The organism is Aurantiacibacter marinus (assembly GCF_001021555.1).
GTDB classification, from domain to species: Bacteria; Pseudomonadota; Alphaproteobacteria; order Sphingomonadales; family Sphingomonadaceae; genus Alteraurantiacibacter; species Alteraurantiacibacter marinus.
On the sequence record NZ_LDCP01000001.1, the window covers coordinates 1254050 to 1276612 of the forward strand.

Consider the following 22563-nt stretch of genomic DNA (forward strand, 5'->3'; position numbering starts at 1 on the left):
ATATTCCTATTCGTCCCGCAGTTTTTCAATTTCTTCGGCGGTGCGCCGCGATGGATCTGTGGCGATGCGTTCCAGCACTTTCACCCGCTCCCGCAGGCTTTCGACTTCGTTTTCCAGTTCCTTCTCGCGCAGGCTGGACACCTGCTGCGGATCATCATGAACGTGGCGGATTTCGTTATTTTTCCCGCTACGTGATCGAAACACGCCAGCCGCGACCACAATCAGCACGATCAGTACGATGGCACTATAAAAGCTCATGCGACTTTCTCTCCATCAACCTTGATTTCGCGCAAATTTTCGATCTGGCGCGATATGTCGGCGGAAGGATCAGTGGCGATGCGTTCCAGCACGCGCAGGCGATCTTCCATTTGCTGGAAATCCTGATTGCGTGCGCCAGCCTGGCCCTTTTTCGCCTGCTCGATCTGCAATTCCAGCTCCAGCTTGCGCTGCTCATGATCGACTGCCCGCTGGTGAAATTTCTGCCCCATGGCAAAAACCAGAGAGGCCGCGAGCAGAATGAAAGTGAATATGACGACCAGTTCACCCATCAGTTGGCCTCCGTCTTGGAACCACGCAGGCTCTCGATGTCATGGGTCAGCTGGTATCCGCTGTCGGTCACAATCCGCTCCACATTGGCCATGCGGTCCTTGATGGAGCCAAGTTCGGCGCGAAGGGCAGCGTTTTCCTGGCTGAGCAGCTTCACGCGCTCCTCGTTTTCAGCGCCCTTGGGATAGACGGCCTTGCCCCAGCTGTTTTCCAGCGGATAACCGTGGCGCACGCGAATGAAGGTGTTGATCACCCAGGCCACGGATAGCGAAACAACGCCAACGCCCAGAACTGCGGGTGTGATGATGCTCAAATCCATTAAACCTGTTCCTTCTGTTCAAAGTTCATCTGTACGCCGCTGTCCGTTGCCGGAGCGGCATTCCTTGCAGGCGGCGCATCACGCAGCGCCTCGATTTCTTCGGCCACGGTGTAGCCTTTGTCTGTAACGATGCGTTCCAGCACGACCATGCGGTCCTGCATCTTTTCCATCGTTTGCAGCAGCTTCTGGTTCGCTTCTTGCAGCGCATTATCATCGCGCTGGACGCGTGGTTCGGTCTTGCCGCCCCATTCGTCTTCCAGCGAATAGCCGTGCTTGGCGCGGATCCAGTTGTTGATCAGCCAGCCAAGCGTGCTGACGGCGATGATCGCGATGACGAATTCAGGGCTGCCCCAATCCATTATGCCTTTTCCTTCTGATCAAAGTTCATCTGTACGCCGCTGCTTCTGGCCTCCACGTCACGGGTGTCCCGCAATGCTTCGATCTGGGTTGCGACATCATATCCGCGGTCGGTGACGATGCGTTCCAGCACTTGCACCCGGTCTTCCAGCGCTTGCGTCTTGGCGGCATATTGGGCGGCCATTTCGGCGGTGTGTTCGGCAGTGGCGCCGATGCGCATTTCCGCCATTTTGCGCTGGTGGCTGGTCCAGATCGCGATGATCGGGATGCTCACGCCCAGAATTGGTATCAGCAGTGCAAGTTCACCCATCGTAACGTCCCCTCGTATGCAAATGTTTCAGCGCAGGCGCTCGATTTCGGAAGTCAGGCGCGGGTTAGAACTGACGTAGTAGCTTTCAACCTCGGCCAGCCGGCGATCGACATCCTTCATCTGGCCGCGGATTTCGCGGGCCGTGCGTTTCGGATTCTGCCGAACACCCTGCCAGTACTGGTTCTCACCCGGATCGGCGGAGTAAAGATGCGCCGGCTTCTTGCTCAGCAGGACGCCCATGACGATATAGATCAGGAACGGCCAACCCATCGTTATTGTCAGCACAATGGTTGCCAGACGGACCCAGATTGCGTTGACCCCGGTGTAGTCGGCGATGCCGGAGCAAACGCCCATGAGCTTGCCATTCTGCTTGTCACGGTAAAGCGTGGTGCGGGGGGTATTCATGCGCGTTCTCCCTTCTTTGCGGCGAGCATTTCTTCCAGTTCGCGGAGCGGCACATTGTCCGCTTCCTTGTTGTGCTGGATGCGGGCGGGCTGGAAATCGGCATTGTCATGCGCGACCAGACGTTCAACCGTGTCCATCCGCTCATCCAGACGCTTGGCCAGACTGTAGAGGTCTTCCAGCAGCGCCTCGTCATCGGTGGTGATGGTTGCGGCGGTTTTCCATTTTGTTACGTAATGGAGGATCACCCACGGCAGGCCGATGAAAATGGCCGGTATGATGATGATTTCTTCCACGTTTATTCCCCTTCGATCTTTTTAACGTCGCCGCCTTTGCCAAGCGCGCGCTTCATTTCTTCCAGTTCCTCGTCCACCTTGTCGCCGCCTTCCAGCGCTGCGAATTCATCGGCGAGGCTGCCGCTGCTGCCCTGGGCAATCTGCAGCGAATCTGCGCGCCCTTCGGCGTAATCGACACGGCGTTCGAGCTGGTCGAAGCGAGTGAGTGCATCGTCCACGCGTTCGTTCGTCATCAGGCTGCGCAGCTTCACACGGTTTTCCGCGCTTTCCAGGCGGGCCGCGATCTGGGTCTGGCGGCTGCGGGCTTCGCGCAAGCGGTTCTGCAACTTGGCAATATCCTGTTCGTAAGCGCGCAATGCATCGTCCAGCACAGCCATTTCCTGCTTCAGCTGATCAATCATGTCGGTCGCTTTGCGCTTTTCCATCAGCGCAGCGCGCGCCAGGTCTTCGCGGTCCTTGCTGAGCGCCAGCTGGGCCTTTTCGCCCCAGTCGGCCTGCAAGCGGTCCAGCTTCACCGTGTGGCGATGCATTTCCTTCTGATCGGCAATGGTGCGCGCCGCGCTTGCCCGAACTTCGACCAGCGTTTCTTCCATCTCGAGGATAATCATGCGGATCATCTTCGTGGGGTCGTCCGCCTGGTCGAGCAGCTCGTTGAAGTTGGCAGCGATAATATCACGGGTGCGGCTAAAAATGCCCATCCAGTTTCCTCCAGAGTTAAGTGCGCGCGCGGTTGGGGTGGGGCTGGTGCGCAGGCGCTCGATTTCCTGATCGAGCCGCGTTCCCGCGCGCTTCAGCCCGTCGCCAATCGGCGCTAGGGGGTTGTTGTTCTCGTCGCTCACGCCAGTTCGCCAACAGTGGCAAGGCTCAAAATGGCGTCAGCGTCTGACACATCGGACTGCATCTGCGCGAAAACGGTGAATGCAACCATTGCCATCACGCTAACCATCGCGGCGTGTCCTACCTTGCTGGAGAAGAAGCTGTGATTGAACATTGTGAAACCCTCCTGAAATTCTGTACATCCGATTAATAGCAACACCCGTGCCAGATGTTCGGAATGGCGGATTTCTGCGGGTTTTTGGTAACGCGGCGTAACGCAATGTGGTTCTGCTTGCCAAGATGTGGGAAATTTCCCTATATATTGGGTCATGGAGCAGAAGAACCAGTTTATCGGCCAGTCGGGTGCTTTTCTCGATGCGGTGGAGCGGGCCAGTAAAGCTGCTCCGATGGCGCGGCCCGTGCTCGTGATCGGAGAGCGCGGGACCGGCAAGGAACTGATTGCCGAACGTCTTCACCGCCTGTCCAATCGCTGGGAAAATCCGCTGGTCACGATGAACTGCGCGGCTTTGCCCGAAACCCTGATCGAAGCCGAACTGTTCGGCCATGAACAGGGTGCATTCACCGGCGCTACCAGAGCGCGCGAGGGCCGTTTCGAAGAAGCCGACGGAGGCACGTTATTTCTCGACGAACTGGGCACGCTGTCCATGGGCGCACAGGAAAGGCTGCTTCGCGCGGTGGAATATGGCGAAGTGACCCGCATCGGATCATCGCGCCCGACGCAAGTCGATGTGCGGATCGTCGCGGCCACCAATGAAGACCTGCCGCGCCGTGCGGAGGAAGGCACGTTTCGCGCCGATCTGCTCGACCGGCTTACCTTCGAAGTCATCACTCTGCCCCCTCTGCGGGTGCGCGAAGGAGACATTCAGGTGCTGGCCGATTATTTCGGCAGGCGCATGGCAGCGGAACTGGGCTGGGAACAGTGGCCCGGTTTTGCCGATCACATTGCCCAGGCGATGGAAGATCATCCCTGGCCCGGCAATGTCCGCGAATTGCGCAATGTAACAGAGCGCGCGATTTACCGCTGGGACAATTGGGAACAGCCTGTCGGTGAAGTCGTGTTCGATCCGTTCGACAGTCCGTGGAAGCCGCTTCCCGTTGCCGCGCAGCATGAGCATGACAAGACGGGGAGGGTGGCTGCAAAACCTGCGCCAGCCGCGCCGCGCTTTGACGATGTAAACGACCTGCGCGCTGCAGTGGACGCGCATGAACGCGCTATCGTCGAACATGCACTGGGCGCAAACCGCTGGAACCAGCGCCAGACTGCGAAAGCGCTGGGTCTGAGTTACGACCAGCTGCGCCACTGCATAAAGAAGCACGACATCGCGGCGAACTGAAGCGCGCACCAATTTCGCATATTGCTTTCCTGCGCGGCTCGCCCTACATAGCCGCCATCCCGACATTGTCTGACAGAGTGGGGCTGGCGCCGAAAGGGGCCGGCGCGAAACCGGTTTGTCATGACACTGCCGATCCAATGATGGAGACCGTGTGGCCGATATTGCGCGCCTGATTGAAGTATTTGAACCCGAAGCCGAAGCTCTCGGTTTCGAGCTTGTGCGCGTGAAATTGACCGGCTCTGGCCTGGAGCGCACGTTGCAGGTGATGGCGGAAGACCCGGAAAACGGTCAGTTGATCGTTGCGCAGTGCGCGAAGTTGTCGCGCGCCATTTCCGCCCGGATCGACGCTCTTGAAGAAGAGGGCGAGGAACTTGTGAAAGGCGCCTATCACCTCGAAGTCAGCAGCCCCGGCATCGATCGCCCGCTGACCCGCGCCAAGGATTACGTTAATTGGGCCGGACATGAAGCTCGGATCAACCTTGCCGAGAAAGTCCACGGCCACCGCAAGCTCCATGGGGAGCTTGTTGGCATCGAAGGCGAGACTGTCACCATCGCGGATAAGACATCCGGCGAGGTTGCGGTTCCGCTCAGCACCATTCATTCGGCGCAGCTTGTCCTGACAAACAGACTGATTGCCGCTACCCAGCCGCTCGATATGAGCGGTGTCGACGATATTGAAGAATCCAACGAGGAAGAAGAGGCTCAATCCTGATGGCCAGCCCCATTTCAGCTAACAAAGCGGAACTGCTTGCAATTGCAAATGCCGTCGCATCGGAAAAGATGATCGACAAAGGCATCGTGATCGAAGCGATGGAAGAAGCAATCCAGAAGGCCGCGCGTGCGCGTTTCGGCCAGGAAAACGATATTCGCGCCAAGCTGGATCCGGTTACCGGTGATCTGCGCTTGTGGCGCGTTGTCGAAGTGGTCGAGGAAGTCGAGGACTACTTCAAGCAGGTCGATCTGGAACAGGCTGAAAAGCTGGAGCCGGGTAGCGTAGTGGGCGACTTCATCGTCGATCCGCTTCCCGCCATGGACGATCTGGGACGCATCGATGCGCAAAGCGCGAAGCAGGTGATCTTCCAAAAGGTCCGCGATGCGGAGCGTGAACGCCAGTTTGAAGAATTCAAGGACCGCGCAGGCGAAGTCATCACCGGCGTTATCAAGTCGGTGGAATTCGGCCATGTGATCGTCAACCTCGGCCGCGCCGAAGGTGTGATCCGCCGTGATCAGCAGATCCCGCGCGAAGCTGCCCGTGTGGGTGAGCGCGTCCGCGCGCTGATCAGCAAGGTCGAACGCAACAACCGCGGCCCGCAGATTTTCCTCAGCCGCTCCAGCCCTGATTTCATGCGCAAGCTCTTCGCGCAGGAAGTGCCGGAAATCTACGACGGCATTATCGAGATCAAGGCTGCGGCCCGCGATCCCGGCAGCCGTGCCAAGATTGGCGTGATCAGCCACGATTCCTCCATCGACCCCGTCGGCGCCTGCGTCGGCATGAAGGGCAGCCGCGTTCAGGCGGTGGTGCAGGAATTGCAGGGCGAAAAGATCGACATTATTCCATGGTCGGAAGACACCGCCACCTTCGTCGTTAACGCATTGCAGCCGGCTACCGTGTCGCGCGTGGTGCTGGACGAGGACGAAAGCCGCATCGAAGTGGTTGTCCCCGATGACCAGCTTTCGCTCGCCATCGGTCGCCGCGGCCAGAACGTGCGGCTCGCCAGCCAACTGACCGACAGCCAGATCGACATCATGACCGAAGAGGAATCTTCGGAAAAGCGCAGCAAGGAATTTGCCGAGCGTTCCAAGATGTTCGAAGAAGAACTGGACGTCGACGAAACCCTGTCGCAGCTGCTGGTTGCCGAAGGTTTCGTGGAGCTGGAAGAAGTCGCCTATGTCGAACTGGCCGAACTCGCCAGCATCGAAGGCTTTGACGACGAACTGGCCGAAGAACTGCAAAGCCGCGCCCAGGAAGCGTTGCAGCGTCAGGAAGAAACCTTCCGGACTGCTCGCCGTGAACTTGGCGTTGAAGATGATCTGGCTGAACTGCCGCACCTGACTGAGCAAATGCTGGTGGTGCTGGGCAAGGCCGATATCAAGACGCTGGACGATCTGGCCGATCTGGCCACCGATGAACTGATCGCCAAGAAGCGTGAAGCGCCGCGTCGCCGCAAGACCGAAGATGGTCCGCCGCAGCGCCGTCCGCAGCGCGCTGAAGACAAGGGCGGCGTGCTTGGCGTGTTCGGTCTGTCTGAAGAGCAGGGCAACGAAATCATCATGGCCGCGCGTGCGCACTGGTTTGAAGATGAGGACACAGCAGAGGCCGCCCCGGCTGCCGACGCAGACACCAAGGTTGAAGAAGAGGCCGCTCCGGCTGCTGACGCTGAGCCCCAAGCAGAGGAGGCCGCCGATGCGGAATCCTCAACGTGACCCATTAGGCTCGCCTAAAACCGACACCGGCGTTTCTCGCGAAAGCGGGAGCGAACGCCGCTGCGTGCTGAGCGGAGAAAGCTCTGCGCGGGATGATCTCGTGCGCCTTGCCTTGTCGCCTGCCGATGATGATGGGGTCAGCCACGTGGCGCCCGATCCGCTGGCCAAGGCTCCGGGCCGGGGTGCGTGGATCGGCGTTTCGCGCGATGCGCTGACTGAGGCCATGGCCTCTGGCAAATTGCGCGGCGCACTGTCGCGGGCATTCAAACTGGGCAAAACCGGCAAGCTCGCCATTCCAGACGATCTTCCTGCCATGACGGAAAACGCACTAAAACGCGCTTTCCTACAGCGGCTTGGGTTGGAAATGCGCTCCGGACGCCTTATTCTCGGGTCTGACCGGATTGCGCAGGAAGCGCGCATGGGCCGGGTATCTGCGCTTTATCACGCGGTCGATGCCAGCGAAGACGGCTGCAAGAAGCTGGACCAGGCATGGCGCGTCGGCAGTGATGCTGAAGGTTCGGGAAAAACCGGAACGCGGCTTACACTGGACCGGGAGGCCCTGTCTGTGGCATTGGGCCGCGACAATGTCGTCCATCTGGCGTTAGCCGATTACCAATCGGCGCAGCGGGTAGCGATCCCGCTGGGGCGCTTGCAGACCTATCTTGGGGCCGCAGATGTGGCCGGGACAAGCGAAGAAGCTGGCAGTAAAACTGCTGCCGGCCTTTCCGCGTGATTGATTGATTTTGAAGGACTAGTACGAGCACATGAGCGAAGAAAACGACACACCGAAGCGCACCCGCAAGCCGCTTGGCCTCAAGCGCTCGGTAGACGCAGGCGAGGTCAAGCAGACCTTCAGCCACGGCCGCACCAACAAGGTTGCGGTTGAAGTGAAGCGTCGCCGTAAGCTCGTGAAGCCGGGCGAAGAACCCGTTGCGGCGCCTCCTCCTCCGCCGCCACCCCCTCCGGCGCCGACACCGGCCCCGGCTCCGGTGGCCAAGGCTCCTGCGCCCAAGAAGGCTGCACCGGCGGGCGAAACCCCGCAGGAACGCGTCGCTCGGATGCAGCGCGAGGCTGAGGAAGACCGGCTGCGCCAGGGCGAGGAATCGCGGAAGCGTGAGGAAGAGCAGGCCAGAAAGGCCGCCGAGACAGAGAAACAGCGCGCCGAGGCCAATCGTGAGGCAGAAGTTGTTGCTGCAAAGGATGCTGAGCAGGAAGCCAAGGCTGAGGCCAAGGCCGAAGCTGAGGCCGAACAGGCAGTGCAGGACGCGCCGGCAGAGGCTCCGGAAGCTGAAGCCAAAACTGTGCCAGCTGCACGCAAGTTTACCCCTGTTGCCCGGCCTGAACCCAAACGTCCGGAAAAGAAGCGCGAAGAAAAGCCGAAACGTGGCGGCGGCGGTGCGGGCAGTTCCCCGGCCGACAAGCGCCGTTCGGGCAAGCTGACGGTCAACCGTGCGCTGAACGAAGACGAAGGCCGCCGTGCCCGCAGTCTCGCTGCGCTCAAGCGGGCCCGTGAAAAGGAACGCCGTGCACATGGCGGCGGCTCCAGCGCGCCGCGTGAAAAGCAGTTCCGCGACGTGGTCGTGCCGGAAGCCATCACCGTTGGTGAACTGGCGAAACGCATGGGCGAGAAGGGCGCAGATCTTGTGAAAGAACTGTTCAACCTCGACATGATGGTCACCGTCAACCAGACGATTGACCAGGACACCGCAGAATTGCTGGTCGAACAGTTCGGCCACACCATTCAGAAGGTTTCCGAAGCCGACGTCGATATTCAGACGACCGAGGACGATGATCCGGTTGAAACAATGGTTCCGCGTCCACCCATCGTGGCGGTCATGGGCCATGTCGATCATGGCAAGACCAGCCTGCTTGATGCGCTTCGCAAAACCAATGTGACACGCGGCGAAGCTGGGGGGATTACGCAGCATATCGGTGCCTATCAGGTGACGACCAAGGACGGCTCCAAGGTCACTTTCCTCGATACGCCGGGCCACGCGGCCTTTACCGAAATGCGCCAGCGCGGTGCCAACGTCACCGATATCGTGGTGCTGGTGGTTGCCGCCGATGATGGCATCATGCCGCAGACGATCGAGGCGATTAAGCACGCCAAGGCGGCCAATGTCCCGATGATCGTGGCGATCAACAAGATCGACAAGCCCGAAGCCAACGCCCAGAAAATTCGCGAGCGTTTGCTGGAACATGAAGTGATGGTGGAAGCCATGTCCGGCGATGTGCAGGACGTGGAAATCTCCGCCAAGAACGGCACCGGCCTGGAAGAACTGATCGAGAAGATCGCGCTGCAGGCTGAATTGCTTGAACTGAAGGCCCGCCCGGACCGTCCGGCCGAAGCCACCGTGGTCGAAGCACAGCTGGACAAGGGTCGCGGCCCTGTTGCCACTGTGCTGATCAATCGCGGCACGCTGAAGCGCGGCGATACCTTTGTTGTCGGCACCGAAAGCGGCAAGGTCCGCGCGATCGTCAACGATCAGGGCAAGCAGATCAAGGAAGCTGGCCCTTCCATGCCGGTCGAAGTCCTCGGCCTTGGCGGCGTTCCGTCGGCTGGTGAATTGCTCACCGTGGTCGAAAACGAACAGCGCGCCCGTGAAGTGGCGCAATATCGTCAGGAAAAGGCGACTGAAAAGCGTACCGCTCTTGCCCCCACCAGCTTTGATACGATGTTCAACAAATCGAACGTCATCGAATGGCCATGTGTGGTGAAGGCGGACGTTCAGGGCTCTGTGGAAGCTATCACCACGGCGCTGCACAATCTTTCCAACGATGACATCAAGGTCCGCGTCCTGCACGCCGGCGTTGGTGCTATCACGGAAACCGATGTGCAGCTGGCGTCAGGGTCCAAGGCCCCCATCATCGGCTTCAACGTGCGCCCGAATGCCAAGGCGCGCGAACTGGTGAAGCGGGACGGCGTGCGGATGATGTATCACGATGTGATCTATCACCTGACCGACGAAGTCACCGGCGAATTGCTGGGTGAACTCGGCCCGCTCAAAGTCGAAACCGTTGTCGGCCGTGCAGCTGTCAAAGAGGTGTTCAAGTCCGGCAAGAAGGACAAGGCGGCTGGTCTGCTGGTCGAGGAAGGCGTCATCCGCAAAGGTCTGCACGCTCGTCTCACCCGCGACGATATCATCGTGTCCGCCACCACCATCGCCTCGCTCAGGCGCTTCAAGGACGATGTGGACGAAGTCCGCGCGGGCCTCGAATGCGGTGTGGTTCTGGAAGACACCAACGACATCAAGGCTGGCGATCAGCTCGAAGTGTATGAGGTGAACGAGCAAGAGCGTACGCTTTGAACGCACCACCGATGACAGAGCGGTCGGGGATCCTGCAATGGCCCTCTGCCAAGCTGATGGGCGCTGAATTCGTCGGCATGGATGAAGACACCATGACCGTCGAAATGGCGTTCACCATGCCGCCCGAGTTTTCCAACATGCGCGGCAGCGTGCAGGGCGGATTGCTAGCGGCGCCGATGGATGAAGCGATGGGCGCGGCGGTGTATCTTGCCACGCAGGGCAAGCTGCAACTGACGCTGGACATCAATCTGTCGCTGCTGCGGCCGGTGCCCCTGGAACGAATCACGGTGAAAGCGCGGGCGGTGAAAGCTGGCCGGCGAGTGACCTTTGTTGAAAGCGAATTGTTCGACGCCAGCGGAAAGCTGTGCGCGCGCGCAACCGCCACCACGATCCCGACCGATTGGCCCGGCGCGACCAAGGAGCAGGGGCCAGACGCCTGATGCAGCGTTACGTCGCCTTTTTCGCCAGCATGAATGTCGGCGGCAACCGGCTGACCATGGCGGAATTGCGCGAGGCGTTGGAGCGCGAAGAACTGGAAGACATCGAAACCGTTGTCGCCAGCGGCAACGTGCTGTTCTCCTACGAAGATCGCCCGACAGATGGCCTGTCCGAAATGCTCGCTTTCATCGTGCAGGACCGCTTCCGCTTTGAAACCTTTGCCGCCGTGCGCAATGCTGCCGAAGTGCGCTCCGCCATCGAAGACAACCCGTTTTACGGTGAGGGCGAGGACAATCTCGTCCACACGCTGTTCCTCGAAGGGGAAGTCGATCCGTCAGGTTTCGATGCGCTGCTGTACGATCACAACGGACGCGGCAAAGGAGCACGCGGACCGGAACGCATCGCCAAGGGGCCGCGCTGCCTCTATATCGATTACGCTGGCGGCGTCGGCTCCAGCAAATTGACCGGCGATTTTATCGAACGCAGAATGCAGATGCGCGGCACGGCACGCAACATGCGATCCCTGCAGCGCATTTTGGACAAGATGGAAGAATAATGCCCCGCCATTCCGCCCCTGAAGAACAATCCGTCCGCCTGCTGAAGGTGGGTGAGCGCGTGCGCCATATCCTGTCCGAACTGCTCGCGCGGGAAGAGGCGCATGATCCGCTTCTGCGCGCCTCCAGCATCTCCGTCACCGAAGTGCGCATGTCGCCCGATCTGCGCAATGCCAAGGTCTATGTGAAGCCGCTGCTGGGCCAGGACGAAGATGTGATCATCAAGGCGCTGCGTACCAACACGGCGTTTTTCCAGCGCGAAGTCGCCCAGCGCCTTGGCCTGAAATTTGCGCCGAAACTGCAATTCCGTGCCGACGAGAGCTTCGATGAGGCGAGCCGGATCGAGGAACTGCTGGATGACCCGAAGGTGCGGCGGGATATTACGGACGATGAAGCGGACGGGGAAGCGGGCAGGTAAGCGGGCGGGGAATAACTCCCGAATTCGGTTCACCCTGAGCTTGTCGAAGGGTCGTCCTTGCTTTCATACCGTGAAGCATGGCCAAACTCTATTTCTACTACGCCAGCATGAATGCGGGCAAATCGACCACGCTGCTGCAGGCAGATTTCAATTACCGCGAACGCGGCATGGCCACCATGCTGTGGACCGCCGCGATCGACACGCGAACCGAAAGCCCTATTGCCAGCCGCATCGGCCTGACCGCAGACGCGCGGCGCTTCACCCCCGGCACGAATTTGTGGAGTGAAGTCTCTTCGCAGCACGCCGCATCCCCGCTCGCCTGCGTGCTGATCGACGAGGCGCAATTCCTCACCGCGATGCAGGTGTGGCAATGCGCACGGTTGGCGGACGAGGCTAATATTCCAGTGCTGTGTTACGGCCTTCGCACGGATTTTCGCGGCGATCTGTTCCCCGGCTCTGCCGTGCTGCTCGGCATCGCAGACTCGATGCAGGAACTGAAAGCGGTGTGCCACTGCGGCCGCAAGGCGACCATGAACCTGCGCGTGTCCGACACCGGCGAAGCGGTGGGCGAGGGGGCGCAGACCGAAATCGGCGGGAATGAACGCTATCTCGCGCTGTGCCGGCGGCATTTTGCGCAATCGCTTGCGATGTACAAATAGGTGCGGTCACTAATCCCGGGAACAGGGATTATCCGAGCAATACCGCTCCGGCTTTCCAGGCCAGTATTCCCCACGCTATCGTCAAGATGAAGACGGAGATACCGCCTAGGATAAACGCGGTCTTCTGGATGGTTTCCCCGCCATAAACGAAAGCGTTTATGCCGAAAGCGCGCAGGAAATAGGGGACTGCGTTCATCCAGCCGCCAAAGATGATGCCTGCGACCAGCCAAACCGGTGCTGACAGATCGAAGAGCACGAGTAGTCCTGCCGCCAGGCCTTGCATGAAGGCCAGCATAATCCAGTCGAGGTGCGCGGATAGGAGCAGGCGAAAGTTGACGCTCCGCGTTGCTTTGGAAAGAGTGCTCATCTGCAAGTGCGGGATCATCATGAACAGGCCCAGCAGAGAGGCCCAGAAGATCGCCAGTGCGCCGCTGAACATCAGCCATTGCGCGGCTCTGGTCGGCTCGAAGATTTCAGCCATTCGAGCATGTTCCCATCGAAAGCGACGTTGATTTCCTGAAGTTACCTTGCATCAAAAAACCCCTAGATCCAGACCAGCCGCCAAAGTTTCGCCTAGTACGTGGGCCTCGGCCAATTCAGCCTCGTCTATTTGCTTCGGCGAGAGGATTTCCTCTTTCGTCTGCGCCTTCACATTGACGATCCGCGTCTCAGCCACCCGCTTCAGCCGCCATCCGGTTGCAATCCGCTCCAACTGGCGTTGTGCGTTGCTCCCGTCCGATCCGGCGCAGATCATCGCGGCGTAGGGTCGGCCTTCGATCTGGCCGAGGACATCGTAATAGGTCCGGTCGAAAAAGGCTTTCATCACGCCGGCAATCGCGGCGAGGTTTTCCGGGCAGACGAAAATGTAGCCGTCTGCGTTCAGCAAATCGGCGGATTCAGCGTCCTCTGCTGCCAGGAGGCGCACGTCCACGCCCCCCGCCTCCACGGCGCCGCCGCGCGCGGCATCCGCCAACTGGCGGGAGCCGCTGGTGAAACTGTACCAGATGATCGCAAGTGTCTTTTCCATCGTCCGGCAGCTTAGAGGCTCTGGCCTGTCCTACAAGCGGCGCGTTGTGCATTGGACCGGACAGTTCTTTGACACTGTTGATCCCGGCATTGCGCGTTTTTCAAACGAAAAGTGTCACCCTGTCTCAATCAGCCGGTGCATGGCGGATTTCTGCGGAAAACCAGCCTATCGTACAAGGTGACAGGGTGTAACCTTTGTCACCCTGAGCCCGTTGCAGCGGGAATATCCATGAACACTGACGTGCCCGGCCCAAGCGGAATATCGAACACCACCCAGCTGACCGTTACCGCCAGCCCCGCTGCCATAATCCCGAAGAAATACGGCATCATCAGCGCGGTCAGGCTGCCCAGGCCGAAATGTTTGTTCCAGCGCTGGCAAAAGATCAGGATGAGCGGGAAATACACCATCAGCGGGGTGATGATATTGGTCGCGCTGTCGCCCACGCGGTAGGCCGCTGTGGTCATTTCGGGGGAGACGCCGAGCAGCATCAGCATGGGCACCAGGACCGGGGCGAGCAGCGCCCATTTCGCACTGGCAGAACCGATGATCAGGTTCAGCGCCGCACCGAACAGCACGATGGCGATCAGCATGGCCCACACCGGCAACCCGCTCGCCTTCAGTGTATCTGCGCCAGTCACCGCCAGCACGATACCAAGATTGGACCACGCGAACATGACCACGAAATGCGCCGCTACGAAACTGAGGACGAGGTAATAGGCCATGTCCTTCATTGCGTCTGCCATCATGCCAATCAGATCGCGGTGATCGCCAATTGTCCCGGCAGCTTTGCCATAGGCGTATCCGGGCAGCAGGAAGACCAGCAGGAAGAACGGCAGCAGGCTTTTGTAAAGGGGGTTCAACTGTGCTTCGGGCGGGGCGGCCGGGTCTATCAGAGGTGTCACAGGTCCGAAGAAGAGGAACAGCCACAGGGCCACGAGGCCCAGCACTACCAGCCCGGCGTTGCGCATACCGCGCTTCTGATCCGCGGTAATGGCCGTGGGCGCTTCTTCGGTGGCCGCTTCACCTGCAAGCGATGGATCATAGGCGCCAAGGCGCGGCTCTATCATCCGGTCCGTCACGAACCAGATGACTGGCAGATAGGCAACAGTCATCGCGGCGATGAAGTACCAATTGCCTGCGATATTGATCGTGTAATCGCCGAACACCGTTTGAACGGCGGCCTCTGTAATGCCCAGCAGCAGCGCATCCAATTGGCCCGGTACCAGGTTCGCGCTGAACGCGCCTGACACTGCGGCAAAGCTAACCCCGATGCCCACAAGCGGATGGCGGCCCGCTGCGTGGTAGATGATCGCGGCCAGCGGGATCATCACCACAAAGGCGGCATCGGCGGCGTGGTTCGCCATCATGCAGGCCAGCGCCATCGCGGGGGTGAGCCAGAAGCGCGGTGCGTTGGCGACGCTGGCGCGCATGGCGGTGGTGAACAGGCCGGACCGCTCTGCCACGCCAGCGCCCAGCATCACCACCAGCACGAAGCCCAATGGCGGGAAGTGGGTGAAGGTTTCGGGCACCAGCGTCAGCAGCCGGCGCAGGTTTTCCTCCGACAGCAGGCTCTCAACCGTGATCAGGCGATTGGTACCGGTGTCCGGATCTATCTCTGCCGGATGCGGCGCGGCCCATCCGGCAAGGTTCGCCGCCACAGACAGCGCGATCAGGATGGCGATGAAATAAACGAACAATAGCACCGGATCGGGCAGGCGGTTGCCCGTCCGTTCGATCCAGCCGAGAAAACCGCTTTGCGCAGTTGGCGTGCCGCTCGTGTTCATCTCTTCCCCCCCGGTATGCTGGCAAATTCGGACTATTGCGTAGCTGGTAAAGCCATGCCGGACGCATCTGCTGCCGAAGGCAGGACGTAACCGACCGGCGCATCGGGCCCAAGCGGAATGCCGAGATAGAACCAGACAACAATCAGCAAGGTGCCCGAAATCAACAGCCATATCGAGTACGGCAGCATCATGGCGGTCAGGCTACCAAGGCCGAAATCCTTCTGCCAGCGCTGGGCGAAGACGAGGATCAGCGGGAAATAGACCATCAGCGGAGTAATGATGTTGGTTGCACTGTCGCCAACACGGTACGCTGCGGTAGCGCCCTCGGGGCTAATCCCGAGCAGCATTAGCATCGGCACCAGGATCGGCGCGAGCAAAGCCCATTTCGCGCTGGCCGAACCCACGAAAAGATTCAGCAGCGCCGCGAACAGCACCATCAGGCCGATGACCAGCGGAAGCGGCAAGCCAGTCGACTGGATCGCATCTGCGCCGTGAACGGCCGAAATAAGCCCGAGATTCGACCAGTTGAACATCGCCACAAAATGCGCTGCGGCAAAGGCGAGGACGAGGTAGTAGCCCATGTCTTTCATGGACTCCGCCATCATGGCCACGAGGTCACGGTGATCGTTGATTGTCCCCGCCGCGCGGCCATAGGCCCAGCCCGTCAGCAGAAACAGAATGAAGAATGCAGCGACCAGCGATTTGTAGAACGGATCGAGCTCCGTGTGGATTGAACAATCGGTCAAACCCTCGCACGCAGCCTCATTGATGAGCGGAGTTCCCGGCGCGAACACCATGGCCGCCCACAGGGCGACGACAAAGATTGCAGCAAGGCCCGCATGCCGCAGGCCTTTGGCTGCTGCGGGGCCAGTATGTTCATCCGGATCAGGGCTGGTTTCCGTGGCCACGGTAGACGCAGTTCCCGGTGCCGAGGCACCGCCCTTCCAAGCGCCCAGACGCGGTTCAATTATCTTGTCGGTGACGTACCAGATCAGCGGCAGATACAGGAACGTCATTGCGGTAATGAAATACCAATTGCCCGCAATATTGGTGGTCCACATCGGGTCAAGCCCGCTGCCGCCAACCGCTTCTTCGGTAATCCCGAACAATAGTGCATCAAGCTGACCGGGCGAGATGTTAGCCGAGAAACCGCCGGACACACCGGCGAAGGCGGCTGCAATACCTGCCAGCGGGTGCCGGCCCGCCGCGGCGAACAGAATGCCTGCGAGCGGGATCAACACCACATATCCTGCGTCGGCGGCATGGTTGCCCAGCATCGCCACCAGTGCAACTACGGGCGTCAAAAGGGCTGTCGGTGCCTTTCTGACTGCGGCGGACATGCCTGCAGCAAAAAAGCCGGACCGTTCCGCCACACCTGCGCCCAGCATTACGACAAGAACATAGCCGAGAGGATGGAAATGGGTGAACGTCGTCGGCATTTGCACCCAGAGCCGCTGTATGTTCTCCGCCGAAAGCAGGCTGGTGGCCTGGATCGTGCTTGGCAATCCGGTCGCCTCGTCCACCAAGGTCGGATGGAACGCAGAAACGCCTGCCAGTTCGCAGATGATCGATATCACTACGAGCGCCAAGATCAGGTAAAAGAAGATGAAAACAGGATCGGGCAATTTATTGCCCGTGCGTTCAACGTATCCGAGAAAACCTGTTTGAGCCTGAGGCGCAGCGGCGGCGGTATCGTTCATTTTGCGTCCTGTCCCGAAAAACAATATGGCGTCTGCTAACATGCAGATGGCCGCAGGTCTTTACCCTTGCTGCAGCCTTCCCCATCTAGGACGCAATGACTGACACCCTTCTTCTGGCAAGCATCCTGATCCCTTGCTTGATCATCGCCATCGTTTTTCATGAAGTGGCCCACGGCTGGGTCGCTTTGATGCTGGGCGATCCGACCGCTCAGGAGCAGAACAGGCTCAGCCTCAATCCCATCCGCCATGTCGATCCCATCGGGACGCTGCTGGTGCCGGGAGCGCTCGCGCTGGCCGGAATGCCGGTGTTCGGCTGGGCCAAGCCGGTGCCGGTCATCAAACAACGCCTGAACAATCCGCGGTTTGGCATGATGGCTGTGGCGGCGGCAGGGCCCGGTACGAATTTCGTGCTGGCGGCGATCGGGGCGGTGTTGCTCGGCCTGATCGCGCCGAATCTTGCCGGTGGCCCAGGCGGGGAACCGCACTTGTTTGTCACAGCCCTGGTCTATTTCATCTCGATCAATATCTTCCTTGCGCTTTTCAACCTGCTGCCAATCCCGCCGTTTGATGGATCGCACGTGATTGAGGGACTCCTGCCGCGCTCTGCCGCAAAGGCTTATGAGAAAATCCGCCCGCTCGGATTCCCGTTGCTGTTCGTCCTGCTGGTGGCCGTGCCGTATATCTTCCCCGGTGCTGGCATCGTCGAGAATGTGGTGCTGCCGCCGGTCGAATGGGTGATGGACAAATATCTGTCGCTGGCTGGAGCAATTGCCGGTGAGTGACAGGCCAGTCCCTGATAAGACCGCACCAAACGGCTGGCTGATCCTCGACAAGCCGCGCGGGCTTGGCTCTACACAGGCGGTTGGCGCGGTGAAGCGAAATTTGCGCGAAGCAGGTTACGGCAAGGTCAAGACGGGCCACGGCGGCACTCTCGATCCGCTGGCAGAGGGTGTTCTGCTCATTGCGTTGGGAGAAGCGACGAAGCTGACCGGCCGTATGCTTGATGCCGACAAGACGTATGAATTCACGATCCAGTTTGGCGAAGAAACGACCACTCTCGACACAGAAGGCGAAGTCACCGCCACGTCAGACCGCCGCCCGCCGCTGGCCGCCATTGCCGCAATTTGTGAGCATTTCACTGGCGAGATTGACCAGGTCCCTCCCAAATATTCCGCGCTGAAGGTGGACGGCAGACGCGCATATGATCTGGCGCGGGCAGGGGAGGAAGTTGAGCTGAAGACGCGGCGCGTCACCATTCATTCGCTTTCTTTCACTGGCCCTGATTTGTCCGGCGAAGGCGTCTCTGCTTTCGACACCACGCTTGGCAGGCCTGACCCGTGGGACCCGCAGGCGCCGTTGGAGATGGCCGATGCCGTCACGCTGGTCGCGCGTGTCTCCAAAGGGACTTACATCCGTTCTCTTGCACGGGACATCGCGCGCGCCCTTGGCACAGTTGGCCACGTCACCTATCTAAGGCGAACACAGGCTGGCCCATTCCGCGAGGAACAGGCGATTTCGCTGGACATGCTGAATGAAATCGGTAAGGGCGCGCCTCTTCAAGACCACCTCCTGTCACTGGAGGCGGGGCTGGACGGTATCCCGGTTCTCGCTCTCGATCAGACAAGTGCGCAGGCGGCCAGACAAGGCCGGGTCGTTTCTGATCTGCCCCACCCCGACGGGCTCTACTTTGCCAGACTGGACGATGTTCCGGTGGCTTTGGTGGAACTTAACGGGGGCGCGATGAAGGTCGTGCGGGGGTTCAACCTTTAAAGATACTGCGGAAGGTACGAATTACATGACGATTACTGCAGAACGTAAGGCCGAAGTCATTGCCGAAAACGCCCAGAGCGACGGCGACACCGGCTCCCCCGAAGTACAGGTAGCGATCCTCACAGAGCGCATTCGCAACCTGACCGATCACTTCAAGGGCAACCACAAGGATAACCATTCCCGCCGTGGTCTGCTGAAGATGGTCAACAAGCGTCGTTCGCTGCTGGCCTATCTGAAGAAAGAAGATCTGGCGCGGTACAACGCGCTGATCCAGAAGCTGGGTCTTCGTAAATAAGAGTTTCGTGAAAAAGGCGGCTCCAACGGGCCGCCTTTCTCGCATTTGGGGTATGGCGGCATCCGGCTGCCATCCTTGGGGCTTACAAGCGCCTCGCACCGGACCGGGACGGTTTTCCCGGATTGGAAGTATCGCGGCAGAAAGTGGAAACCGGTTTCTGCGACCGCGATACAACCAGACAAATAGGCCCCGCATCGCAATGTGGCGGGCGGGTTCAATAAGGAAAATACATGTTCGACAAGAAAACCGTATCGATTGAGTGGGGCGGCAAGACCCTCACCCTCGAAACAGGCCAAATCGCCCGTCAAGCCGACGGCGCTGTTCTGGCCACTTATGGCGAAACCGTGGTGCTGTGCGCCGTGACCGCCGCCAAGAGTGTGAAGGAAGGGCAGGATTTCTTCCCGCTGACCGTCCACTATCAGGAAAAATTCTCCGCAGCAGGCCGCATTCCCGGCGGCTTCTTCAAGCGTGAGCGCGGCGCGACCGAAAAGGAAACGCTGACCAGCCGCCTGATCGACCGTCCGGTTCGCCCGCTGTTCCCCGAAGGTTTCTACAACGAAATCAACGTGATTTGCCAGGTCCTGTCTTATGATGGCGAAACCGAACCGGATATCGTCGCAATGATCGCAGCTTCCGCTGCACTGACCATTTCCGGCGTTCCCTTCATGGGCCCGATCGGCGCATGCCGCGTGGGTTATGAAGACGGCGAATATACGCTGAACCCGGCTCAGTCGGTTGCTGCCGATGGCGCGCTTGACCTGATTGTCGCCGCGACCGGCAATGCCGTGATGATGGTGGAATCGGAAGCGAAAGAGCTTTCTGAAGAAGTCATGCTGGGCGGCGTCATGTTCGCTCATGACGAGATCAAGAAGGTCGTCAGTGCGATCATCGATCTGGCCGAGCAGGCTGCCAAGGAACCTTGGGATGTTGCCGTTTCCGACAACTCCGCCATCAAGGACAAGCTGGCCGGCGTAGTCGGCGGCGATATTGCTGCTGCCTACAAACTGACCGACAAGTCTGCGCGTTCGGACGCGCTCAACGCAGTCCGGGCCAAGGCCAAGGAAGCGTTTGCCGACGAAGACGGCCAGACGCAAATGGCAGCTGGCAAGGTCGTCAAGAAGCTCGAAGCCGAAATCGTTCGCGGCGCTATCCTGAAGGACGGCACACGCATCGACGGACGCAAGACCGACGAAGTGCGCCAGATTGAAGCCATCGTTGGCTTCCTGCCCCGTGCACATGGTTCATCGCTGTTCACGCGCGGTGAAACGCAGGCAATCTGCACCACGACGCTGGGCACCAAGGACAGCGAGCAGATGATCGACGGGCTGGAAGGTCTGACGTACACCAACTTCATGCTGCACTATAACTTCCCGCCCTATTCGGTTGGTGAAGTGGGCCGTTTTGGCGCACCAAGCCGCCGCGATATCGGCCATGGTAAGCTGGCATGGCGCGCTCTGCGTGCTGTTCTGCCTTCCAAGGAAGATTTCCCGTACACGATCCGCGTTCTCAGCGACATTACCGAGTCCAACGGTTCATCTTCGATGGCCACGATTTGCGGTGGCTGTCTGTCGATGATGGATGCCGGTGTGCCGGTGACGCGTCCGGTTTCCGGGATCGCCATGGGTCTGATCCTCGAAGGTGACGAATTCACCGTATTGTCCGACATTCTGGGCGACGAAGATCACCTTGGCGACATGGACTTCAAGGTGGCCGGTACCGAACAGGGTATCACCACCATGCAGATGGACATCAAGGTTGCCGGGATCACCCAGGAAATCATGACACAGGCATTGTCGCAGGCCAAGGCTGGCCGCGCGCACATTCTGGGCGAGATGGCCAAGGCACTCACCGGCGCACGGACTGAACTTTCGGCTCACGCACCGCGTATCGAAACGATGCAGATCGACAAGGCGAAGATCCGTGACATCATCGGCACCGGCGGCAAGGTTATCCGCGAAATCGTTGCTGAAACCGGCGCGAAGGTGGACATCGATGATGAAGGCCTGATCAAGATCAGTTCCTCCGACATCAGCCAGATCGAAGCGGCGCGGGCATGGATTGCCGGCATCGTGGAAGAAGCCGAAGTCGGCAAGGTGTATGACGGCAAGGTCGTCAACATCGTTGATTTCGGTGCCTTCGTGAACTTCATGGGCGGCAAGGACGGTCTCGTCCACGTGTCCGAAATGAAGAACGAGCGCGTCGAAAAAGTGACCGACGTCGTTTCCGAAGGGGACGAAGTGAAGGTCAAGGTTCTTGAAATCGACCAGCGCGGCAAGGTTCGCCTGTCTATGCGGGTTGTCGATCAGGAAACCGGCGAGGAACTGGAAGACACCCGTCCTCCCCGCGAAAGCAAGCCGCGCAGCGGCGGCGGCGGCGGTGGCGATCGTCGTGGCCCACGCAGCGGCGGCGGTGGCCGTGGTCCTCGCGGTGGCGGTGATCGTGGTCCTCGCGGCAACGATGGCGGCGGCAAGGACAGTGGCGGCAGTGCCGACCACATGCCTGCCTTCCTCAAGGACGACTAATCGCGTCGACCATACTATAGGGAAAGGGCCGCGAGCGATCGCGGCCCTTTTTCATGGCGGCGGGTTGTTCTCTGACAGCTAATCTGGGACTGTTGATCCGGGACTGCGTTGCTTCCCCAAAACCGCGCAGGCTACCAATATGGGAACGAGGCAAACCGTTGTCTGCAATGCTGGAGGATTTCCTGTTGGACGATAAGCCCCAAGTCACGCCCCGCAGGCGAGCACCCTTGCGTGAACCGTTTTCACTTGGCGGGGAAACCGTCGAGGCGGGTGCGTCCCGTACGATCGATTTGCCTATCAGCCGCCTGTCCACACGCACTGAAATCAACATGCCTGTTCGGGTGCTGCATGGCACCAAGCCCGGGCCAACCCTGTTTGTCAGCGCTGCGGTGCATGGCAATGAGATCATCGGCGTCGAGATGATCCGCCGGTTGCTGAAAAATGTATCGCCGAAGCGCATTGCCGGGACGCTGCTGTGTATTCCAGTGGTGAACGCATACGGTTTTACCGCACACAGTCGTTATTTGCCTGATGGCCGCGATCTCAACCGCGTGTTTCCCGGAAACGAGCGTGGTTCTCTGGCAGCGCAGCTTGCCAATGTTTTCACAACAGAGATTCTTGCGCGCAGTGATTACGGCATCGATCTGCATTCCGCTGGCATGAACCGCGAAAACTTGCCGCAAATCCGGTTTAGTCCGGATAATCTGGGTGCTTCTGCTTTGGCAGATGTCTTCGGCGCACCTGCAATTATTGCGTCGCCGCTCCGCCCCGGGTCGCTCCGCCAGACAGCGGACGAGGCGGGCTGCACAATGTTGCTGATGGAATCGGGAGAAGCGCTGCGGTTCAATGAATATGCCATTCGTATCGGCGTTCGCGGGATACTGCGCGTAATGGCTCACCTACAGATGGGCGTGCGCAAACAACCAGCACCTGCGGCAAGTGCAGTGCGCAGCGATGGCAGTCGCTGGGTTCGCGCAGAGCAAGGCGGCATATTCCGTGCGATGCGGAACACCGGCACAATGGTTCTTGAACATGAACAGATTGGCTATATCAGCGATCCCTTCGGCGACCACGATACCCCAGTCCTGGCGCCTCTCACGGGCCTGATAATAGGGCGCAGCGTCATGCCGGTCGTCAACCAGGGCGATGCGCTGATGCATATCGCCAGAGTGCGCATTCCGGGCACCGCCGATGCCCGCCTCACGGCGATTGAGGAAGCTACAATCGACGATCCCCTATTCGATGAAGACGAGATAATGTGAA

Annotated in this window: 27 protein-coding genes; 14 read left to right on the plus strand and 13 right to left on the minus strand. The window is 59.7% G+C overall.

The genetic code is table 11. The features are described 5' to 3' along the window. Window positions 1-6: 6 nt before the first annotated feature. Genes AB731_RS06020 through AB731_RS13970 form a run of 9 tightly spaced genes read right to left on the minus strand, consistent with a single transcriptional unit; the run spans window position 7 to window position 3221 of the window. Complete coding sequence (locus AB731_RS06020) at window positions 7-258, minus strand: hypothetical protein (RefSeq protein ID WP_047092022.1); 252 nt, start codon at window positions 256-258, stop codon at window positions 7-9. Then, window positions 255-548: a hypothetical protein gene (locus AB731_RS06025; RefSeq protein ID WP_047092021.1), complete on the minus strand. Its 294-nt coding sequence runs from the start codon at window positions 546-548 to the stop codon at window positions 255-257. Before AB731_RS06025 ends, AB731_RS06020 begins: the two co-directional genes overlap by 4 nt. After that, on the minus strand, window positions 548-865 hold the full coding sequence (locus AB731_RS06030; RefSeq protein ID WP_047092020.1) for a hypothetical protein: 318 nt from the start codon (window positions 863-865) through the stop codon (window positions 548-550). Before AB731_RS06030 ends, AB731_RS06025 begins: the two co-directional genes overlap by 1 nt. Next, on the minus strand, window positions 865-1224 hold the full coding sequence (locus AB731_RS06035) for a hypothetical protein (RefSeq protein ID WP_047092019.1): 360 nt from the start codon (window positions 1222-1224) through the stop codon (window positions 865-867). The genes AB731_RS06030 and AB731_RS06035 overlap by 1 nt, the downstream gene beginning before the upstream one ends. Continuing rightward, window positions 1224-1532 (minus strand): hypothetical protein, encoded by a 309-nt coding sequence (locus tag AB731_RS06040; RefSeq protein ID WP_047092018.1) that lies wholly within the window; start codon window positions 1530-1532, stop codon window positions 1224-1226. Before AB731_RS06040 ends, AB731_RS06035 begins: the two co-directional genes overlap by 1 nt. A 27-nt stretch (window positions 1533-1559) precedes the next feature. Further along, window positions 1560-1937: an envelope stress response membrane protein PspC gene (gene pspC, locus AB731_RS06045; protein ID WP_047092017.1), complete on the minus strand. Its 378-nt coding sequence runs from the start codon at window positions 1935-1937 to the stop codon at window positions 1560-1562. Next, complete coding sequence (pspB, locus tag AB731_RS06050; RefSeq protein ID WP_047092016.1) at window positions 1934-2230, minus strand: envelope stress response membrane protein PspB; 297 nt, start codon at window positions 2228-2230, stop codon at window positions 1934-1936. The genes pspC and pspB overlap by 4 nt, the downstream gene beginning before the upstream one ends. 2 nt (window positions 2231-2232) lie before the next feature. Then, entirely contained in the window at window positions 2233-3069 is an 837-nt protein-coding gene (gene pspA / locus AB731_RS06055) for a phage shock protein PspA (RefSeq protein WP_407921635.1), read from the minus strand. Further along, window positions 3066-3221: a hypothetical protein gene (locus AB731_RS13970; protein WP_156167376.1), complete on the minus strand. Its 156-nt coding sequence runs from the start codon at window positions 3219-3221 to the stop codon at window positions 3066-3068. Before AB731_RS13970 ends, pspA begins: the two co-directional genes overlap by 4 nt. A 154-nt stretch (window positions 3222-3375) precedes the next feature. Here AB731_RS13970 and pspF point away from each other — a divergent pair, with 154 nt between their 5' ends. The 9 genes from pspF (at window position 3376) to AB731_RS06100 (ending at window position 12202) form a co-directional block, all read left to right on the plus strand. Beyond that, window positions 3376-4401, plus strand: coding sequence for a phage shock protein operon transcriptional activator (pspF, locus tag AB731_RS06060; RefSeq protein ID WP_047092015.1), 1026 nt, complete (start codon window positions 3376-3378; stop codon window positions 4399-4401). A gap of 151 nt (window positions 4402-4552) precedes the next feature. After that, a complete protein-coding gene (gene rimP / locus AB731_RS06065; RefSeq protein WP_047092014.1) occupies window positions 4553-5113 on the plus strand; it encodes a ribosome maturation protein RimP in 561 nt (186 codons plus the stop codon). Beyond that, window positions 5113-6825 carry a transcription termination factor NusA gene (gene nusA, locus AB731_RS06070; protein ID WP_047092013.1) on the plus strand — a complete coding sequence of 571 codons (1713 nt, stop codon included), beginning with the start codon at window positions 5113-5115 and terminating at the stop codon, window positions 6823-6825. Before rimP ends, nusA begins: the two co-directional genes overlap by 1 nt. Beyond that, complete coding sequence (locus tag AB731_RS06075; RefSeq protein ID WP_047092012.1) at window positions 6806-7558, plus strand: DUF448 domain-containing protein; 753 nt, start codon at window positions 6806-6808, stop codon at window positions 7556-7558. Before nusA ends, AB731_RS06075 begins: the two co-directional genes overlap by 20 nt. A gap of 31 nt (window positions 7559-7589) precedes the next feature. After that, window positions 7590-10133: a translation initiation factor IF-2 gene (gene infB, locus AB731_RS06080; protein WP_047092011.1), complete on the plus strand. Its 2544-nt coding sequence runs from the start codon at window positions 7590-7592 to the stop codon at window positions 10131-10133. After that, window positions 10130-10573 (plus strand): PaaI family thioesterase, encoded by a 444-nt coding sequence (locus tag AB731_RS06085; RefSeq protein ID WP_231638856.1) that lies wholly within the window; start codon window positions 10130-10132, stop codon window positions 10571-10573. The genes infB and AB731_RS06085 overlap by 4 nt, the downstream gene beginning before the upstream one ends. Then, entirely contained in the window at window positions 10573-11127 is a 555-nt protein-coding gene (locus tag AB731_RS06090; protein ID WP_047092009.1) for a DUF1697 domain-containing protein, read from the plus strand. Before AB731_RS06085 ends, AB731_RS06090 begins: the two co-directional genes overlap by 1 nt. Continuing rightward, the gene (gene rbfA / locus AB731_RS06095; protein ID WP_047092008.1) at window positions 11127-11543 is read left to right on the plus strand and encodes a 30S ribosome-binding factor RbfA; all 417 of its coding nucleotides are present in this window, start codon (window positions 11127-11129) and stop codon (window positions 11541-11543) included. Before AB731_RS06090 ends, rbfA begins: the two co-directional genes overlap by 1 nt. A 77-nt stretch (window positions 11544-11620) precedes the next feature. Then, window positions 11621-12202, plus strand: coding sequence for a thymidine kinase (locus AB731_RS06100; RefSeq protein ID WP_047092007.1), 582 nt, complete (start codon window positions 11621-11623; stop codon window positions 12200-12202). Between the two features lie 28 nt (window positions 12203-12230). On the opposite strand, the gene AB731_RS06105 is transcribed toward AB731_RS06100, so the two are convergent. The 4 genes from AB731_RS06105 to AB731_RS06120 form a co-directional block, all read right to left on the minus strand. Beyond that, entirely contained in the window at window positions 12231-12683 is a 453-nt protein-coding gene (locus tag AB731_RS06105; protein WP_047092006.1) for a hypothetical protein, read from the minus strand. 51 nt (window positions 12684-12734) lie between these two features. Further along, the gene (locus AB731_RS06110) at window positions 12735-13229 is read right to left on the minus strand and encodes a flavodoxin family protein (protein ID WP_047092005.1); all 495 of its coding nucleotides are present in this window, start codon (window positions 13227-13229) and stop codon (window positions 12735-12737) included. A gap of 197 nt (window positions 13230-13426) precedes the next feature. Next, window positions 13427-15013, minus strand: a complete 1587-nt coding sequence (locus AB731_RS06115; protein ID WP_047092004.1) for an AbgT family transporter — start codon at window positions 15011-15013, stop codon at window positions 13427-13429. A gap of 32 nt (window positions 15014-15045) precedes the next feature. Beyond that, entirely contained in the window at window positions 15046-16713 is a 1668-nt protein-coding gene (locus tag AB731_RS06120; RefSeq protein ID WP_047092963.1) for an AbgT family transporter, read from the minus strand. Between the two features lie 95 nt (window positions 16714-16808). On the opposite strand from AB731_RS06120, the gene AB731_RS06125 reads away from it, so the two are divergent. The 5 genes from AB731_RS06125 (at window position 16809) to AB731_RS06145 (ending at window position 22562) form a co-directional block, all read left to right on the plus strand. After that, window positions 16809-17495: a site-2 protease family protein gene (locus AB731_RS06125; protein ID WP_047092003.1), complete on the plus strand. Its 687-nt coding sequence runs from the start codon at window positions 16809-16811 to the stop codon at window positions 17493-17495. After that, window positions 17488-18483 (plus strand): tRNA pseudouridine(55) synthase TruB, encoded by a 996-nt coding sequence (truB, locus tag AB731_RS06130; protein ID WP_047092002.1) that lies wholly within the window; start codon window positions 17488-17490, stop codon window positions 18481-18483. The genes AB731_RS06125 and truB overlap by 8 nt, the downstream gene beginning before the upstream one ends. A 25-nt stretch (window positions 18484-18508) precedes the next feature. Continuing rightward, on the plus strand, window positions 18509-18778 hold the full coding sequence (gene rpsO / locus AB731_RS06135; RefSeq protein WP_047092001.1) for a 30S ribosomal protein S15: 270 nt from the start codon (window positions 18509-18511) through the stop codon (window positions 18776-18778). 230 nt (window positions 18779-19008) lie between these two features. Further along, window positions 19009-21300 (plus strand): polyribonucleotide nucleotidyltransferase, encoded by a 2292-nt coding sequence (gene pnp, locus AB731_RS06140; protein WP_047092000.1) that lies wholly within the window; start codon window positions 19009-19011, stop codon window positions 21298-21300. A gap of 227 nt (window positions 21301-21527) precedes the next feature. After that, a complete protein-coding gene (locus AB731_RS06145; protein ID WP_047092962.1) occupies window positions 21528-22562 on the plus strand; it encodes a succinylglutamate desuccinylase/aspartoacylase family protein in 1035 nt (344 codons plus the stop codon). The last annotated feature ends 1 nt before the right edge of the window (window position 22563 follow it).